At 65.6% G+C, this 17,014-nt stretch carries 14 protein-coding genes and 1 tRNA gene; 10 read left to right on the plus strand and 5 right to left on the minus strand.

Translation table 11 applies throughout. The features are described 5' to 3' along the window. Positions 1-80 precede the first annotated feature (80 nt). The 3 genes from MRBLST15_RS17615 to MRBLST15_RS17625 all read left to right on the plus strand — a co-directional run bounded on the left by MRBLST15_RS17615 (position 81) and on the right by MRBLST15_RS17625 (position 5,359). Positions 81-3,056 carry a TonB-dependent receptor domain-containing protein gene (locus tag MRBLST15_RS17615; protein ID WP_367787078.1) on the plus strand — a complete coding sequence of 992 codons (2,976 nt, stop codon included), beginning with the start codon at positions 81-83 and terminating at the stop codon, positions 3,054-3,056. 64 nt (positions 3,057-3,120) lie between these two features. Next, positions 3,121-4,476 (plus strand): Gfo/Idh/MocA family protein, encoded by a 1,356-nt coding sequence (locus tag MRBLST15_RS17620; protein ID WP_367787080.1) that lies wholly within the window; start codon positions 3,121-3,123, stop codon positions 4,474-4,476. A 175-nt stretch (positions 4,477-4,651) separates the two neighbouring features. Then, positions 4,652-5,359 carry a DKNYY domain-containing protein gene (locus tag MRBLST15_RS17625; RefSeq protein ID WP_033832464.1) on the plus strand — a complete coding sequence of 236 codons (708 nt, stop codon included), beginning with the start codon at positions 4,652-4,654 and terminating at the stop codon, positions 5,357-5,359. A 12-nt stretch (positions 5,360-5,371) separates the two neighbouring features. Here MRBLST15_RS17625 and MRBLST15_RS17630 read toward each other — a convergent pair whose 3' ends face one another. The 3 genes from MRBLST15_RS17630 to MRBLST15_RS17640 form a co-directional block, all read right to left on the minus strand. After that, a complete protein-coding gene (locus tag MRBLST15_RS17630) occupies positions 5,372-5,785 on the minus strand; it encodes a DUF5615 family PIN-like protein (protein ID WP_033832463.1) in 414 nt (137 codons plus the stop codon). Then, on the minus strand, positions 5,782-6,486 hold the full coding sequence (locus MRBLST15_RS17635; protein ID WP_033832462.1) for a DUF433 domain-containing protein: 705 nt from the start codon (positions 6,484-6,486) through the stop codon (positions 5,782-5,784). Before MRBLST15_RS17635 ends, MRBLST15_RS17630 begins: the two co-directional genes overlap by 4 nt. 137 nt (positions 6,487-6,623) lie before the next feature. Beyond that, positions 6,624-6,700 (minus strand) — tRNA-Arg (locus MRBLST15_RS17640). A gap of 149 nt (positions 6,701-6,849) precedes the next feature. Between MRBLST15_RS17640 and ubiA the strand changes: the two genes are divergently transcribed. Then, entirely contained in the window at positions 6,850-7,743 is an 894-nt protein-coding gene (gene ubiA / locus MRBLST15_RS17645) for a 4-hydroxybenzoate octaprenyltransferase (RefSeq protein ID WP_265953576.1), read from the plus strand. A 176-nt stretch (positions 7,744-7,919) separates the two neighbouring features. Then, entirely contained in the window at positions 7,920-9,344 is a 1,425-nt protein-coding gene (locus MRBLST15_RS17650) for a short-chain fatty acid transporter (RefSeq protein ID WP_367787083.1), read from the plus strand. A gap of 54 nt (positions 9,345-9,398) precedes the next feature. Here MRBLST15_RS17650 and MRBLST15_RS17655 read toward each other — a convergent pair whose 3' ends face one another. Continuing rightward, positions 9,399-11,069: an AMP-binding protein gene (locus tag MRBLST15_RS17655; RefSeq protein ID WP_367787085.1), complete on the minus strand. Its 1,671-nt coding sequence runs from the start codon at positions 11,067-11,069 to the stop codon at positions 9,399-9,401. A gap of 310 nt (positions 11,070-11,379) precedes the next feature. On the opposite strand from MRBLST15_RS17655, the gene MRBLST15_RS17660 reads away from it, so the two are divergent. Then, complete coding sequence (locus tag MRBLST15_RS17660; RefSeq protein ID WP_164745118.1) at positions 11,380-11,541, plus strand: hypothetical protein; 162 nt, start codon at positions 11,380-11,382, stop codon at positions 11,539-11,541. A gap of 54 nt (positions 11,542-11,595) precedes the next feature. Here MRBLST15_RS17660 and MRBLST15_RS17665 read toward each other — a convergent pair whose 3' ends face one another. Then, complete coding sequence (locus MRBLST15_RS17665) at positions 11,596-12,222, minus strand: YiiX/YebB-like N1pC/P60 family cysteine hydrolase (protein ID WP_265953584.1); 627 nt, start codon at positions 12,220-12,222, stop codon at positions 11,596-11,598. 205 nt (positions 12,223-12,427) lie between these two features. Between MRBLST15_RS17665 and MRBLST15_RS17670 the strand changes: the two genes are divergently transcribed. The 4 genes from MRBLST15_RS17670 to MRBLST15_RS17685 all read left to right on the plus strand — a co-directional run bounded on the left by MRBLST15_RS17670 (position 12,428) and on the right by MRBLST15_RS17685 (position 17,014). Beyond that, complete coding sequence (locus MRBLST15_RS17670; protein WP_367787088.1) at positions 12,428-12,958, plus strand: hypothetical protein; 531 nt, start codon at positions 12,428-12,430, stop codon at positions 12,956-12,958. A gap of 53 nt (positions 12,959-13,011) precedes the next feature. Further along, entirely contained in the window at positions 13,012-13,587 is a 576-nt protein-coding gene (locus MRBLST15_RS17675) for a hypothetical protein (RefSeq protein WP_367787090.1), read from the plus strand. A gap of 114 nt (positions 13,588-13,701) precedes the next feature. Further along, positions 13,702-15,420, plus strand: coding sequence for a peptidoglycan-binding protein (locus MRBLST15_RS17680; protein ID WP_367787092.1), 1,719 nt, complete (start codon positions 13,702-13,704; stop codon positions 15,418-15,420). A 181-nt stretch (positions 15,421-15,601) separates the two neighbouring features. After that, positions 15,602-17,014 carry a TPM domain-containing protein gene (locus MRBLST15_RS17685; protein WP_367787094.1) on the plus strand — a complete coding sequence of 471 codons (1,413 nt, stop codon included), beginning with the start codon at positions 15,602-15,604 and terminating at the stop codon, positions 17,012-17,014.

A 17,014-nucleotide genomic window follows, 5' to 3' on the forward strand; every position in this document is an offset into this window, starting at 1 on the left:
GGCCCTCACGGCCGTGGCCCGGGAGCGTTTTGCCCGCCGATCCACCATTCGCGCCGCACCCCTGCCAGGAGAGAACCCCGATGTTGCCCGCCCGCCACCACCGCCCCCCCTGTCGCTCGATCGCACCGCTGTCGCTGGCCATCGCCGGCGTGCTGCTGTCGGTCGCCGTTCCTGCCTTCGCCCAGGAGAGCAAGGACAAGGCCACCGACCTGGCCCGCATCGAGGTCACCGGTTCCAACATCCGCCGCACCGACGTTGAAACCGCCTCGCCGGTGCAGGTGATCAGCAAGCAGGACATCCAGAACATGGGAGCGCGCACGCTGCTGCAGGTGCTCGACAACCTGCCGGCCGCACGGCCAGCGCAGCAGGATGCGCGCTCGCTGTTCACCGGCTCGGACGGCGCATCGCAGGCCAACCTGCGCGGCCTCGGCGCACAGGGCACGTTAGTGCTGTTGAACGGCCGTCGCCTGTCGTACTACGGTGCGCCAGCGGGCTTCCAGACCCAGTTCGTCAACATCGATGCGATTCCCGCCGCCGCCATCGAACGCATGGAAGTGCTGACTGACGGCGCCTCGGCCGTGTACGGCACCGACGCAGTGGCCGGCGTGATCAACGTGATCACCAAGCGCAACTTCCAGGGCGCGGAGATCAGTTTCACCAACGACACCTCCTCGCGTATCGATTCCTATGGTGAGCGCCAGGCCAGCATCACCGCCGGCTTCGGTGACCTCACCGAGAACCGCTTCAACATCTACGGCGCGGTGAACATGTACCGTCGCGACGCGATTCCGCTGGCCGACTTCTATGACAAGCGCCCGGACCAGTACTACGTCAACAACCCCAACTACCTGAACAACCTGCGCCTGGGCGTGGGCAGCAAGCCGGGTGAGTTCAACCCGGGCAGCTATTTCGCGTTCGATCCGGTCACCGGCCGCCGCGTGCAGGAAGCCGCACCGGGCTGCAGGAACGTGCTCACCAGTGAAGCGGCCGGCCCGCGTTGCGTCTGGGAAACCTGGATGAACAACGAGATCGACGCCGGCGCCAAATCCGAGCGCAACACCGCCTACCTCAACGGCACCTTCCTGGTGGGCGACAGCACCGAGATCTTCGCCGAGGCCACCTATACCGATATCGACCTGCGTGCCAACGGCGGTACGCCGCGCAGCTACGGCACCACCACCGGCAACCCGACCAGCTGGTTCTCGCGCGATACCGGCAACAACGTCAACCAGTTCCTGTATCCGTTCCTGGGCCCGAACAACGAGTACAACCACGCCAGCCCCGAGCTGAAGGCCATGATGGGTGGCGTGGTCGGCCTGCAGTACCTGCTGCAGGATGCCGGTGCCAACTACTTCGGCCAGCGCAACACCGACAAGAGCTATCGCGTGCTGACCGGCGCGCGTGGCAACGTCGGTGACTGGAACTGGGAGACCGCGTTCGCCACCGCCGGCACGCACTCGACCACCTACCAGACGATCAACGTCAACGTGAAGGGCTTCGAGAAGGCCTTCGGTCCGTACAGCATCGACCCGGGCACGGGCCGTGTGATCATTTCCGATCATCCGGCGTACAAGTTCGGTGAGATCAGCGAGGCCAACGGCGCACTGATCCGCGAAGCGTTCCCGACCTTCGACATCCAGTCGTGGACGCGCCTGCATACCCTGGACGGCAAGATCGAAGGCCCACTGTTCAAGCTGCCGGCCGGTGACATGCGCGCTGCGTTCGGCTTCAACGCCAGTCGCGAAACTTTCTATACCCCCGGCAACGCCGACGCGGCGGCCGGCCTGATCACCCAGCAGGGTGGTTCGTGGTTCGATGGCGCGCGCAACACCTATGCGCTCTTCGCCGAAACGGTGGCGCCGATCACCGAAAAGCTGGAACTGGATGCGGCCGTGCGCGTGGACAAGTACCCGAACTTCAGCGCCAACGTCGCGCCGAAGATCGGCTTCAAGTACCAGGCGTTCGATCAGCTGATGCTGCGCGGTACCTATTCCACCGGCTTCCGCGCCCCCAGCCTGGCCGAGTCCGGCAACGGCGGCGTGTACGCGCAGCTGGGCGGCTACCGTGATGAACTGCGCTGCGCCGAGACCAACGCCATCGCCAACCTGCTGCTGAAATCGCAGCGCGGCGGTGATGTCGACCTGGGCAAGAGCCTGCTCAACGTGGACTGCAGCCGTACCGTGGCCCGCATGACCCAGCCGAACCAGAACCTGAAGCCGGAGAAGGCGAAGATCGCCACGCTGGGCTTCGTCTACGAGCCGGCCAGCTGGCTGTCGGTGTCGGCCGACTACTGGTTCATCTACCGCGACAACGAAATCGTTGCCCCGGACTACCGCCGCGCCGAAGACATCATCTCCTCGTCGCGCTCGCCGATCACCGATAGCGACCGCGCCAACCTGGCGCAGCTGGCGGCGATGTGCGCCGACCCGGCAAGCGGTGTGAGCTGCCCGGGAACGCTGCCGGGCTACTCGGCCGGCAACGTGGCCAGCGTGGTGGGCCAGTACAAGAACCGCGGCAAGACCCTGATCGATGGCTTCGACATCGATGCGCGCAGCCGCTTCTCGCTGGGTGAATGGGGTGGGCTGAACATCGGCCTGGCCGCGACCATCGCCAACCGCAACCGCTTCTACATGGACGAACAGAACGGCTGGTTCTACGGCGACGTGGTGGGCTACTACAACAACCCGCGCCTGCGCGCGACGCTGAATGCCGACTGGACCTACAAGCAGGTCACCACCAGCATGTTCGTCAACTACGTGGGCGGCACCAAGTGGGCCACCGACCAGGTCGACGAAGTGAGCAACAACAAGGAAACCTGCACCGGCGGCTACCTGGCACTGCAGAAGAGCAAGTGCGATGGTGCACCGTCGTGGTGGACGGCCAACATGAGCGTCACCTGGCGCCCGGACGATGCCTGGAACCTGAGCTTCACCGTCAAGAACCTGTTCAACCGCCTGCCGTTCTACGATCCGAACAGCTTCCTGGGTGACTCCAGTGACTACGCCACCATCTTCGGTCGTGGTTACAGTGTGACCATCGGCTACCGGTTCAAGTAATTCCGTTTGCGTGACCAGGCGCGCCGGCGAAGGCTGGCGCGCCTTCAAGAGGAGAGTGTTTGCCATGAAGCGTAGGGAATTCATCGCGGCCAGCGCCGCTGTCGCCGCCAGCAGCCTATTGCCGCAGACCCCGGCATGGGCACGTGGCCGCAAGGTGCGCCTGGCCGTGATCGGCACCGGCATGCGTGGCCTGGTGCTGCTGAAGGAACTGGTGCGTCGCGACGACGTGGAAGTCGTTGCCCTGTGCGATATCGAGCCGATCATGCTCGGTCGCGCGGTGGAGATGGTCAGCAAGGCGGGCAAGCCTGCGCCGAAGACCTACGGCCAGGACCGCGACATCAACGCGTGGAAGCGCCTGCTGGAGCAGAAGGGCGTCGACGGCGTGATCATCGCCACGCCGTGGGAATACCACGCACCGATGGCGATTGCCGCGATGCAGGCCGGCGTGGCCGTGGGCTGTGAGGTTGTGGCGGGCATCACCCTGCAGGACCACTGGGATGTGCTGAAGACCCAGCTGAGCACCGGCACCCCGTACATGCTGCTGGAAAACGTCTGCTACCGCCGCGACGTGATGGCGGCGCTGCAGATGGTGCGGCAGGGCCTGTTCGGCGAACTGGTGCACCTGCAGGCCGGTTACCAGCACGACCTGCGCGGGGTGAAGTTCAACTCCGGCGACCCGAACCAGCCCTACGACAGCGGCGTGGAATTCGGCCCCAAGGGCTGGAGCGAAGCACGCTGGCGCACCGAGCATTCGGTGGAGCGTAATGGCGAGCTGTACCCCAGCCACGGCATCGGCCCGTGCGCGATGTATACCGGCATCAACCGCGGCAACCGCTTCACCCACATCAATGCGTTCGCCACCAAGGCACGCGGCCTGCACGAATACACCGTAGCCAAGAGTGGTGGCACCACCCACCCGAGCACCAAGGTCAAGTTCAAGCTCGGCGACATCGTCACCACCACGCTGGCCTGCGAGAACGGCGAGACCATCCTGCTGCAGCACGACACCTCGCTGCCGCGCCCGTATTCGATGGGCTTCCGCGTGCAGGGGACCAAGGGCCTGTGGATGGACGTGAACCATTCGATCCACATCGAAGGCCGCAGCCCGCCGCACCAGTGGGAAGAGTTCAAGACGTACCAGGATCAGTACGAACATCCGCTGTGGAAGCAGAACGCCGAGACGGCTGCGAGTGCAGGGCATGGTGGCATGGACTGGTTCGTGATCCATGCGTTCGTGGAAGCGCTGAAGGCCAAGGCGCCGATGCCGATCGATATTTACGACGCGGTGACGTGGAGTGCGATTACGCCGTTGAGCGAGCAGTCGATCGCCAACAGTTTCCAGACGCTGGAGTTCCCGGATTTCACTGCCGGTGCGTGGAAGCAGCGCAAGCCGATTTTTGCGTTTGATGGTAAGTACTGATCTGCTCTGTGTAGAGTCGAGCCATGCTCGACTGCTTTGAACACAACGCCGGGCCATGCCCGGCGTTGCTGTCTGCATCGGTACATTGGCACCCGTAGAGCCGAACCCACGCCCGGCTGTCTTTCCCGCCGACCGCATTAAACTAACGGCCCCACCGTTGGCGGAGCCCCATACCATGCCATGGCAGAAGATCAGCGAACTTCCTGACCAGCGATTCGTCGGCCCCTACGGCACCGAATTCTGGCGAATCCACGAAGGCCAGGTCTTCCACCAGGGTCGGTTGCTGCGCAAGGCCGACGCGGCCAGTTTCGAGTTCATCCCCGAGCACTATTTCATCGCGCGCGATTCGCACGCCGTCTACCACGCCTGGACCCGCCTGCCTGCGATTGACCGCGACAGCTTCCGCCAGTGCGGCGATTACTGGCTGGACAAGCGCAATGTCTACTTCGAATACGAGACTTCGCTGAAAGCCTTGGCCGAAGCCAATTGCGCCACTTTCCGCAGTATGGGCGGCGGCTACGGTGCCGACGATCACGGCGGCTGGTACTGCGGCCGACGCATGAAGCATTGCCTGCGCGGCGACCTGCTGCAGACAATCCCGCAGGACCCGCTGTACGCCGTTGACGACAGCAGCGTCTACTGCGACGGGAAGCCTCTGCCCGGCGTGGATCACGCGCGCTGGCGGCTGCTGGACGGACACTTCTCCGGCGATGGCAGCCGTGTCTACTATTTGGAACGGAAGCTGCCGCGCGTAGATGTGGCGTCGTGGCGTCTGTTGCAGGGGAGCTGGTCGCGGGACCATAAACACCTGTTCCATATGTTCATGATCGAGACCGACCCGATGCTGCGTGCACAGCATGGTTTCACGGATGATGAGGGTTGACGCGCGAAGCGGCTACCGTGACACCTTGATCTGCGTCAGCCGTCCCCCGGACGCCCTGGCATGCGGTACGCGGAACATTGCACCAGGTTGCACGAGTTCGGCCTGCTGCATCATCTTGGGCCACCACTCCAGAAGCCGCGCTGCGCGCTCGTAGTGGTTGAACGTGCTCCAGCCCTTGGCCAGAACGAATACGGTCAGGCCGAGGCGTGCGATCGCCTCGCGCTCTGCGGGCTTGCGATGATGATGATCCTGGGTAACGTGTACGCGGATGCCACGCTGGGTGGCCGCGTCGAAGAGCTCCAGGTCAGTAGTGCCGGGCATCACGAACTCCCTTACGTGGAAGACTTCGTGTTCGTCCGTTCCTGCAATGGCGTCGATGGCCCGGGCCAGCGCGGGCGGAAGATTCTCATCGATCTGCGCCTTCAAGGCGCGGCTCGATTCTCGAACTGCAGTGCTTTCTTCACTGCAGTCAGAGATAGGTCATACAGCTTGGCCACGCGACGCTCGTCGCCACCTTCGGCGCGCAGCGCCTCGACAATGGCGATGGTAGGAACGCCCGATTCGGCAAGGATGGGCTGACCAAAACTGCGCTGTGGATCAAATACCACCGCACGGGATCCCTTCAGTGGGAACCATCGTTCGGCACGATCATCGATGCCCAGTTCGATGCCGTCACGCAGCGAAGGTGCGATGACCTTGCGCATCACGTCCTGGCGCTTCACCACATCCACCAGTGCTGCATCGCCGCTGTCGCCCACGAGCTCCATGAAAATGCGGCGCCCATCGGTCTTGAAGCTCGTGCTGGTGAAGGGGTACTCCTTACCGAGCCGCTCGTTCAGCTCGACAATGGTTCGCCGCACCAGGTTGAGTGGCACGCCACATGCGACGAATGTGCGGACGAAGCGCAGCTCGATCAGATCGCGAAAGCCAATGCCGTCGATCTCTGAATCGGCCCATTGCGACTTCCACAGGGGAGGGTGGGCTTCCGGATTCCCGTGCTTCCGACCCTGATAGCCCTTCAGCCACCGGCGCAGTTCCGACGAGCTGCCGCCAATGAAGCGCGCAGCATCGGCGTAGGAATAGAGACCGACGCCGAGGCTGTCCTGTGCTGGCAAGGCGATACCCATGGCGCCGAGTCTACTCAATCCAAATGGAGCTGGAGTACAGAATCCCATTCTGCGCCCTGCGGGACTCATAAACTGAGAACGGAGACATGCGCGGGCGAATCTGCCCGGTGATTGGCAGGCCGAAGCCGACAAGAAGATGGCGCGCCCGGAGGGATTCGAACCCCCGACCAATGGCTTCGGAAGCCACTACTCTATCCGGCTGAGCTACGGGCGCGTTGTAGAACCGCCGCGCCACCGACCAGTGCCGGGGCGGGCATCGCAGCGCCATGAAGCGGTGCGGGACCGGCATTCTATCCAGTTTCGCGGAACAAATCTCCCCCCATGGGCAAAGCCCTGCAAGAGGGGCAGGAGTATCCTATCGCCATGGCTGATACCCCCCTCACTTCGCCGCAGTCGCCGGCGACGCCGCGTTGGCGGCATTACTGGAGTCTGATGCGCGCTGATCGCCCGATCGGCACGCTGCTGCTGCTGTGGCCCACCTGGTGGGCGTTGTGGCTGGCCGCTGGCGGCCTGCCGCCGCTGTGGACCCTGTTCGTGTTCACCGCTGGCGTCTGGCTGACCCGCTCGGCCGGTTGCGTCATCAACGACTACGCCGACCGCTGGCTCGACCCGCACGTGGAGCGCACCAAGGCGCGACCGCTGGCGACTGGTGCGATCAGCGGCCGTGCGGCGCTGGCGCTGTTCGCGGTGCTGATGCTGGTGGCCTTCGGCCTGGTGCTGACCCTGAACGGCCTGACCATCGCCCTGAGCTTCATCGGCGTGTTCCTGGCGGCCAGCTATCCCTACCTGAAGCGCTACACCCATCTGCCGCAGGTCTACCTGGGCATGTCCTTCGGCTGGGGCATCCCGATGGCCTTCGCCGCCGTGCAGGGCGAGGTGCCGATGCTAGGCTGGCTGCTGTATGCCGGCAACATCCTGTGGTCCACCGCCTACGACACCTGGTACGCCATGGTCGACCGCGAAGACGACCTGAAGATGGGTTCGCACTCCACTGCGATCCTGTTCGGCGACCTGGACCTGGTCATCCAGGGCGTGCTGTACGCGCTGTTCCTGGCCACGATGGCGCTGGTGGGCGTGCGCGGCGGGCTGGGTGGGTACTACCTGGCCGGCGTAGCGGTGGCGACGCTGCTGGTGATCTACGAATTCTGGATCTGCCGCAACCGCGAGCGTGGGCCGTGCTTCAAGGCCTTCCTGCACAACAACTGGGTGGGTGCCGCGCTGTTTGCCGGTATCGCCGTGGATCTGGCGCTGCGTTGAGACGCGCAGCCGAGCGTGGGCTCGGCTCTACAGCTGACAGTGCTCCTGTAGCGCCCGAGCCCATGCTCGGGCGGCGGCGCACAGCGCCGGGCCTCCCGCCACCTACGACCAATAGGTGGCTGACAGCCCGCACCCCACCGCGCAGAATCAGGCCATCGAACCTGGGAGGGTAGGTGATGGCGTCGACGGCAGCAGTGCAGGACGGCTGGATGGCGCGCGCAGCGTTGCGCTCGGCCGCCTGGGCGGAAAAGTGGTTCCCCGATGCGTACGTGTTCGCGGTGCTCGGCGTGGTCATCGTCGCCGTGGCAGCGATGGGCTTCGGTGCCACCCCGCAGGCTACGGCCAGTGCCTTCGGCGACGGCTTCTGGAGCCTGATTCCCTTCACCATGCAGATGGCCTTCGTGGTCATCGGTGGTTATGCGGTGGCCACTGCGCCGGTGGTCGCGCGCTTCATCGACTTCCTTGCCCGCGTACCGCGCACCGGTCGCGGCGCAGTGGTGTACGTCGGCCTGGTCAGCATGCTGGCCTCGCTGCTCAGCTGGGGCTTCTCGCTGGTGTTCGGCGGCCTGCTGGTGCGCGCGCTGGCCCGCCGTACCGAACTGCGCATGGATTACCGCGCTGCCGGTGCTTCGGCCTATCTGGGCCTGGGCGCGGTGTGGGCGATGGGTCTGAGTTCGTCGGCTGCGCAGCTGCAGGCCAATCCGGCCAGCATGCCGCCGGGGCTGGTGGAGATCACCGGCGTGTTGCCGTTCACCGAAACCATCTTCCTGTGGCAGTCGATTGTGCTGACCGCCGTGTTGATCCTGGTCTCGTTGCTGATCGCCTGGCTGACCGCACCGGCCGCCGGCAGTGCGCGCACCGCCGAAGATTTCCCCGGCGCCGCCCAGGCCGAACCGGAACCGCTGCAGCGCCGCACCCGACCGGGCGAATGGCTGGAATACAGCCCGTTGTTGACCGTGCTGCTTTCGCTGCTGGCTTTCGGCTGGCTGTTCAACGAGTTCGCCAACAAGCCGTTGGTCAGCGCCATCGCCAACCTCAACACCTACAACTTCATGTTCATCTCGCTGGGCCTGCTGCTGCACTGGCGCCCGCGCAGTTTCCTCAACGCGGTGGCCAAGGCGGTGCCGAGCACCACCGGTGTGCTGATCCAGTTTCCGCTGTACGGCGGCATCGCGATGATCCTCACCCACGCCGCCGGTGGTGATGGCCAGACCTTGGCGCATCGGCTGTCGAGCCTGTTCGTGCACGTCGCCAGCACCGATACGTTCGCGCTGGTGATGGGCGTGTACTCGGCAGTGCTGGGCTTCTTCGTGCCGTCCGGTGGCGGCAAGTGGATCATCGAAGCACCGTACGTGATGCAGGCCGCGAACGAACTGAAGGCGCACCTCGGCTGGGCGGTGCAGGTCTACAACGCGGCCGAAGCGCTGCCGAACCTGATCAATCCGTTCTGGATGCTGCCGCTGCTGGGCGTGCTCGGCCTCAAGGCCCGCGACATCGTCGGCTTCACCTTCATCCAGCTGCTGGTGCATATCCCGCTGGTGCTGGGCCTGCTGTGGCTGCTGGGGATGACGCTGGCATATGTGCCGCCGGTGATGCCGTAACGCAAACCCGGGGTCAGATCCCTTTCGAAGGAAGGGCTCTGACCCCAGACACCCTCAGCCAGCCGCCGCCTGCTTCTCGATCTCCGCCTTGCGCAGCAGGAAGCGCTGCAGCTTGCCGCTGGGCGTCTTCGGCAGTTCCGCCACGAACGCCACCTGTCGCGGGTAGGCATGGGCGGACAAGCGGCGCCGCACATGCTGCTGCAGTTCCTGCGCCAGCGTGTCGCTGGCGATGAAGCCATCGCACAGGACCACGAACGCTTTGACGATCTCGGTGCGCTCCGGATCCGGCACGCCGATCACCGCCGTCTCCGCCACCGCAGGGTGTTCCATCAGCACGCTCTCCACATCGAATGGACCAATGCGATAGCCCGACGAGGTGATCAGGTCGTCCGAGCGGCCGATGAAACTGATTGAGCCGTCGTCCTCGCATTCCACCGAATCGCCGGTGAGGTAGTAGCGATCACCCAGCGCCGGTGTGTCGGCACCGTAGTAGCCGGTGAACCACATGATCGGCGACTGCCGCAGGTCCACGGCGAGGATGCCCGGCGTGCGCGGTGGCAGTTCGTTGCCGGCATCGTCCAGTACCGCCACGCGGTAACCGGGCATCGCAACGCCCGATGACCCCGGCCGCACGGCATGCTCCAGCGCGTGGTGGTTGTTGACCACCATGCCGGTCTCGGTCTGGCCATAGTGATCGAGCACCGTGGTGCCCAGATGGGCAGTGAACCAGCGCGCGATCTCCGGGTTCAGCGGTTCGCCGGCGCTGCTCACCACCCGCAGCTGGCCCTTGATGGCAGCGCTGGCCTCGGGGCCGGCGGCGATGATCTGCCGGTACGCTGTGGGCGAGCCGGCAAGATTGGTGACACCCAACCGCGCGACGATGTCGTTCAGTCCCTGCACGCTGAAACCGGCTTCGCTGAAGGTGGTGGCCTGGCCCAGCAGCAGTGGGCCGATCACTGCGTAGTACAGCCCGTAGGCCCAGCCGGGATCGGCGATGTTCCAGAACACATCGTCTGCGCGCAGGTCCACGGCCAACTGCATGTAACTGGCAAAGGCCAGCAATGCGCGCAACGGCACCGGCACGCCCTTGGGACTGCCGGTGGTGCCGGAGGTGGACAGCAGTGCCATCAGCGCATCGCCGCGCAGCATCACCGGCGCGAAGTCGGGCGTGGCATCGGCGCTGCGCGCGCTCCAGTCGATGTCGCCGGCACGCAGCGCCTGCCCGGATGCCAGGATCGTGGCGACTGGCGGGCAGCCCTCGACCTCGTCCAGCTTGCTGCGGTTTGCGCTGTCGGTCACCACCAGTGCGGTGCGTCCGGTGTTCAATCGTGTCTCGATGGCCTTGGGGCCGAACGCGGTGAACAGCGGCTGGTAGATCGCGCCCACCCGCCAGGTGCCGAGGATGGTCGCCAGCAGATCCGGTGTACGCGGCAGCAGGCCGGCCACCACATCGCCCCTGCCAATGCCCTGCGCGGTCAGCACCTGGGCAACACGTGCGGAGGCTTCGCGCAGATCCTCGAAGGTGTACCGGTGCAGGGCGCCGTGGGCATCCACCCAGCGCAGCGCCAGCGCATTGCGGCCGCAGTGGCGGTCGCAGCACTCCACGCAGGCATTGATGCCGGCCTGCAGGTCACCCTGCAGCTGCAGCTGCCGTTGCGCGTGCTCGATGCTGAAGCCGGCCAGCGCCTGTTCGTAGGTGGGGCGTGCTGCGGTGTCGCGGACCATGCGCATCTCCGGCGTGATGTCATTCCGACGATAGGCGGCGGCCCGGCATGCTGCAAATGGGACCATAGGCGTAGGCCGCCGCTGCGCGCGCCGCGGCGGGCAAGAACGCTGAATGCGTGCGTTCGCGGCTGCGGCATGACCACATGCCAATCCTGCATGAATCCTTCAGTCGCTTGTGCCGCAAGGGCTGGCGTGGGTTAATTCACGCGCGTACACATGGGTGTAGCCCGCTGACAACGCATGGTTAACCAATCGCTGCCGACGATGGCCACGTCCACCGCATTCCGCGCGTGGCATTTGGAGATCGGACATGGCACAGCAGAACCAGAACCCGAACCAGAAGCAGCAGGGCCAGCAGAACCAGCAGGATCAGCAGCAGGGGCGCGGCCGCGATCAGCAGCAGCAACAGCAGCAGGAACAGCAGAAGCGCAACCAGAACCAGCAGCAGGGCGGGCAGGACGAGGAAGAGTGATCCTGGCAGCCGCCATCCATCACCGACGAAGCCCCGCCCCGTGCGGGGCTTCGCTTATTCGAGCACGCCGATCCGCTGCAGCACCGTCGCTGCGGCCATATCGTTGGGGTTGGTACCGGGCAGATCCTGCGGAACGTCCATGCCCATGCCCCGATACAGGTCAACCCAATGCTGGGAGATTTCACCGGTCTGCGGGTTGCGGAAGTTCATCGGCTGCAGCGCGAACACATGATGCGCGCGGAACGCGCGTTCGATGAAGTCAGAGCAGTAGTAGCTGTCGTCGTTCAACACATAGGCGGTGTTGTACGGCTTGCCCAGCATGGTGCGCGCGGTGGCCACTGCATCGGTGATGGCATTCCCTGGCGGTGCGCGCAGGCGATAGACCACGATCCGCCGCTGCTTGCCACGCGCATCTTCGCGGAACTGGTCCAGCGTCTGCCGGCGCGAGCCCTTCTCGTCGGCGTGCAGCACCTCCCAGCCCTGCGGCGCCGCCGCCACCAGCGCGACATGGTCGAAGCTGGTCGAACCTTGCTTTGCGGTCGCATCGTCGATGGCCGCGCTCAGGCCGCCATGGCCGGCGGTGACGAACAGCAGGTCGCCTTCCCGCACCTCCAGTGCGGCCACGACGCCGGGCCACAGCGCTGGCACCAGCAGGGAGACGACAAGCAGGAGTGCGCGCATGGGGCCAGGGCAGAAGAAAGGGCGGCGTAGTCTAACGGCTGCCGGAATGACGTTGATTTCAATAATAGTGTGATATGAGTCTCAATTCCGGGTGTCGGGATATTCCTGACAGCGGATGTTGAAACTGAATTGACAGAGGCATGGCTATCCTTGCCTCCCTACCGCGCCGGAACCGCGCGCGACCACCCGGAATCAGGAGGATCCCGTGAACCAGCTCCGCCCCGTTGCCCTGCTCGCGCTTGCCCTGGGGCTTGCGCTGTCGGGCTGCAAGCCGGCACCCCAGGCTGCCCCCGCTCCCGCTGACACCGCCGCGCCGGCTCCGACCAGCACCGCTGCCGCCACCACGCCGGCCGCGCCGGTCGCCGCGCCGGCGGCGGACGCCTCTGCCAGCTGCCCGCATCCGGTCTTCGACGATTTCCTCAAGCACTTCGGCAACGAGATCGCGCTGCAGGAAACGTCCACCGCCGATCCGTTGCTGGACAGCCACATCGACGGCGAAGCCGAACCGGAGCCACGCAAGGTGGAGGAGAACGTTCCGCTGGCCAAGGTCGAATGGCCGGTGATGCCGGACCCGGCCACGCTGCAGCGCCAGGGCCGCGAGATGCAGGTCACCCGCCTGCCCGACGGCCAGGTGCAGGTGCAGATGCGCACCCCGGATACCAGCGACCAGCAGACCTACACCTTTGCCCAGAAGCCATGCTGGCAGCTGGTCAAGCGTGAGGACGAATCGATCTGATCCTCCGCGCGGCCGCCTGCGGGCGGTCGTGTGGTTTAGCCAAGGAGCACCGCATGCGTCTGTCTCCCGTTGTCCCCGTGCTGGCCCTGGTGCTTGCTGCCTGCAGCGGCCCCGAGGCGGCTGCACCGGCGGCGGCCCCCGCTTCCCCTGAGCCGGCCACGACGCCGGCCGCACCTGCGGCCGCCGCTGCGGCCCTTCCCACCTCCCTTACGCGCGACGAGACCGGCATGCATATCGATTGCCAAGGCACCCGCCTGCACCTGGCGGCCCTGCCCACCCAAGACACGGACGCTTCCCGGCTGACCACGCTGGAAATCGAAAAGGACGGCGCACGCCAGGCCATTGCCGTACCCAAGGAGATGGACGGCTATACCGCTGTCGGCCTGGCCTGTGTGCAGGACCGCAGCGGCACGCCGTATTTCGTCGTGCAGTACGGTGAACTGCCGTTCGGCTGCAGCTTCTGCGAGTGGTACTACCTGTACGACGCCAGTGGCCGCCAGCTGACCCACAGCACGCCGCCGTTGCGTGGCACCGAAGGCGAGGAGCAGGAGCCCAACAACGACGAGTACGAGAAGTTGATCGACACGCTCGGCATCAAGCACCCGGAGGTGAACTACATCGAAGACTGAGCGCGGCGGCAGGACGTCGCACGCGCGCTGTGATCGCAGTACCGCAGTACTGGATGTACCAGGAGCAGTACCCCTTAAGGAAATTCCCTTTTTCATAGAATGGATAGCACAGACATGGCAGACATCTACCAGGACATGGTCCAGCCCCGCGGGGCGGCCTACAGCAGTGACCGCATCAAATCGTGGAGCCATTACCGCGAGCCGATCGACCAGAGCGACGGCCGCCTGCATGGCAATTCCCGCCGTTGGGGCGATGCGTCCCCGGAAGTACAGTCGCGGGTGATCGACACCCTCATCGAGTCGGCGCGCGAGAAGGGCCTGACCCCGCGCGAAACCGCGCACGTACTGGCCATCGCCCGCGTTGAATCGGGTTTCAACCCTGACGCCGCCGCTGGCACCACCTCGGCCTCGGGCCTGGGCCAGTTCATCGACAAGACCGGCAACCACTACCACCTCAACAACCGCAACCGCTTCGACGTCGGCGCACAGTCCGATGCACTGGTTGAGCACTACATCGACAACCGCACCCTGGCGCACAAGCGTGGCCAGGGTGAGGAATACATCTACAAGTACCATCACGACGGCCCGACCCGCGATTACGGCGGCCTGAACCTGTCTGACAAGAAAGTGATGCCGTACGTGGACAAGTACGAGCAGTTCGTGGAGCAGCGCCTGGGTCAGACCCATGGCCAGTCGCATGGCAGCCACGCGGCCCCCGCCGTGGCTGCGGCCGCGCAGGCCAAGCCGGCAGCGGCGCATGCCGAAGGCCAGACCCGCACCTTCGAGCAGACCATGCAGGTGATGCTGCCCCCGCAGAACGGGGTCAAGCCGCACGTTACCGGTGAGTTCGGCGAACACCGCGCGCACAAGCCGCACGGCGGCACCGACTTCAACTATGTCGGTGGCCAGCATGGCCGCAACCTGCAGCACCCGACCGTCAACGCGCCGATTTCCGGCACGGTGACCTTCGTCGGTGGCGACTACGGCACGGTGAAGATCAAGGATGCGCAGGGCAACTCGCACGAGATCCTGCACCTGCAGTCGACCCAGGTGAAGGAAGGCCAGCCGATCAAGGCGGGTGAGCCGATCGGCACCATGGGCGGGCGTGGCCCGGGTGGTGCGGGGCAGTATGCCCAGCACGTGCATTACCAGTTGAAGGATCCACACGGCAAGCTGCTCAGCCCGCAGGATTTCTGGGACCACGGCAAGCTGAAGGAAACCGGCAAGGGTGGCCATGCGCATGAGGGCGACCACGGCGGCGTGCTGCGCCAGGGCGCCAAGGGCGAGGAAGTAACTGCGCTGCAGAAGGAGCTCAACCGCCTGGGTGTGCGCGACAGCCACGGCAACCGGCTGAGCGAGGATGGCAGGTTCGGCGCCAATACCAAGGACGCAGTGACCGCCTACCAGAAGCAGCAGGGGCTCTCCGCCGATGGCGTGGCCGGTCCGGCAACGCTGGGCAAGCTGGCCGAAGGCCGCAGCCATGCCGAGGCGGCGCCGAAGGGGCCGCAACTGGGCGACAAGGCGCATCCGGATACGCCGCTGCACAACGCCATCCGTGGCCACATGCCGGGCATGATCTGCAACGAGATGGCCGCGCATGTGACCGCGCAGGCCAAGGCTGCCGGCATCGATTCGCCGGAGAAGCTGCAGGGTGTGACCCTGCAGGATGGCAAGGCATTCGTGATGGGCACCGTTCCCGGCTTCCGCACTGCGGTGGACATGACCCAGACGGCACCGAGCGTGCAGGAGACCAGTGCTGCCATGCTGGCCAAGCATGAGCCCTCCCAGCAGCACGTGCAGGACGAGCAGCAGCGGGTGGCCATGGGCCGTTGACCGCTGCCTGCCACGAGGTGTGTGGCAAAGGAGGCCGGCCGGGGCGACCCGGTCGGCTTTTCCCTTTCCTGGGCGAGGAAATGCACAGATGTTGGTTTGCAGGATGCGCACCACCCCGCCATTGCCGAGCACGGCACCAGGCGCCCCGGCGGACGTCCCACGCGCAGAGAGTGGCAGCCCCATGAGCAGGGTGCGCCAGTGGCGTGACGCATGGCAGTGGGCAGGTCTCGCGCTGCTGTTCTGCCTGCTGCCGCTGCAGGCGCTGGCGGCAGTCCCGATTCCGGCACTGGATGATCCGGTGGTGGACACCGCCGACGCGCTGTCGGCCAGCACCCGCGCCATGCTGCGCGAGCAGGCCTTGCAGTTGCAGGCACGCAAGGGCGCGCAGCTGCAGGTGCTGGTGGTGCCCAGCGTTGGCGAGGAAGGCATCGAAGCCTATGCGCAGCGCGTCTTCGACCAGTGGCAGTTGGGCCGCGCGGGTGTCGATGATGGCGTGCTGCTGCTGGTGGCGGTGCAGGATCGGCGCGTACGCATCCAGACCGGTTATGGCCTGGAAGGCACCATTCCCGATGCGTATGCCGCGCGCATCATCGACAAGGCGATCGTACCGCGCCTGCGCGAGGGAGACCTGGACCATGGCGTGCTGGACGGCACTGCAGTGCTGGTGGCGCTGGTCGATGGCGAGCAACTGCCGGCCTGGGAAGATTCATCGGCACGCAACGTGTTGCCGCCGGATTGGCGCACGGGGGATTCGGTCGTCGCGCTGACGTTGTTGGCGGGCTTCCTGGCGGGTCTGTGGCGATCACCTCCGCGTCTGCTGGCGACCAGGACCGAAGCCGATTTCACCGGCAACCGCCGCGAGCGGCGGCGCAAGGCACAGGCAGCCAATGGGACGATGCCCAGGCCGACGTGGCCGACATTGCCTGCCTGGGGCCGGCCGCTGCTGGTGACGACGGTGATCGCCGCGGGGGTCCTGTCTGCGACGCTGCTGCTGCCGCGCCACGTGCTGCCGGTTCTGTTCTTCGTGATGGTGCCCGCTGTACTGGTGGCGACGCTACTGGGCTGGTGCTGGCATCGCAGCCGCGGCGTACGCATCGTGCTGTACGGCATGCTGGCCGTCAGCACCGGCTTCTTCGCGGTGATGCTGGTGCGTGGTCAGTTGCCGCCCAGCCTTGCGCTGCACACGCTACTGAACCTGGCGGTCGGCATCGCCGCCATGCTGGTGTTCTTCCTGGTGCAGGCTGGTCGTGCGCGCTGGCGGAAGAACCGCAACAGCTTCACCATCCGCTTGGTGGTGCTGGTGCTGCTGACCGCTGGCTATGCGCTGGGCGCACTGCTGGCCATCGACCGGGCCGGCGACGAGAACGCCCGCGTGCTGGCGACGATCGTGTCCAGCGTGGGCACGCTGTTCCTGTACTTCATCTGGGTGTTCACCCTGCTGCCCGGCGAAAAAGCCCGCGGCGGCCGCAGTTCGTCCAGAGGCTACCGTTCGTCGTCCAGCAGCTCCTCGTCCAGTTCGTCCTCGAGCAGTTCCAGCGACTGGTCCGGTGGGGGTGGCCGCAGCGGCGGCGGAGGCGCCTCGGGCAGCTGGTAG

The sequence above is a fragment of the Stenotrophomonas sp. LST15-1-1.1 genome, assembly GCF_040815575.1.
Classification (GTDB): Bacteria; Pseudomonadota; Gammaproteobacteria; order Xanthomonadales; family Xanthomonadaceae; genus Stenotrophomonas; species Stenotrophomonas lactitubi_B.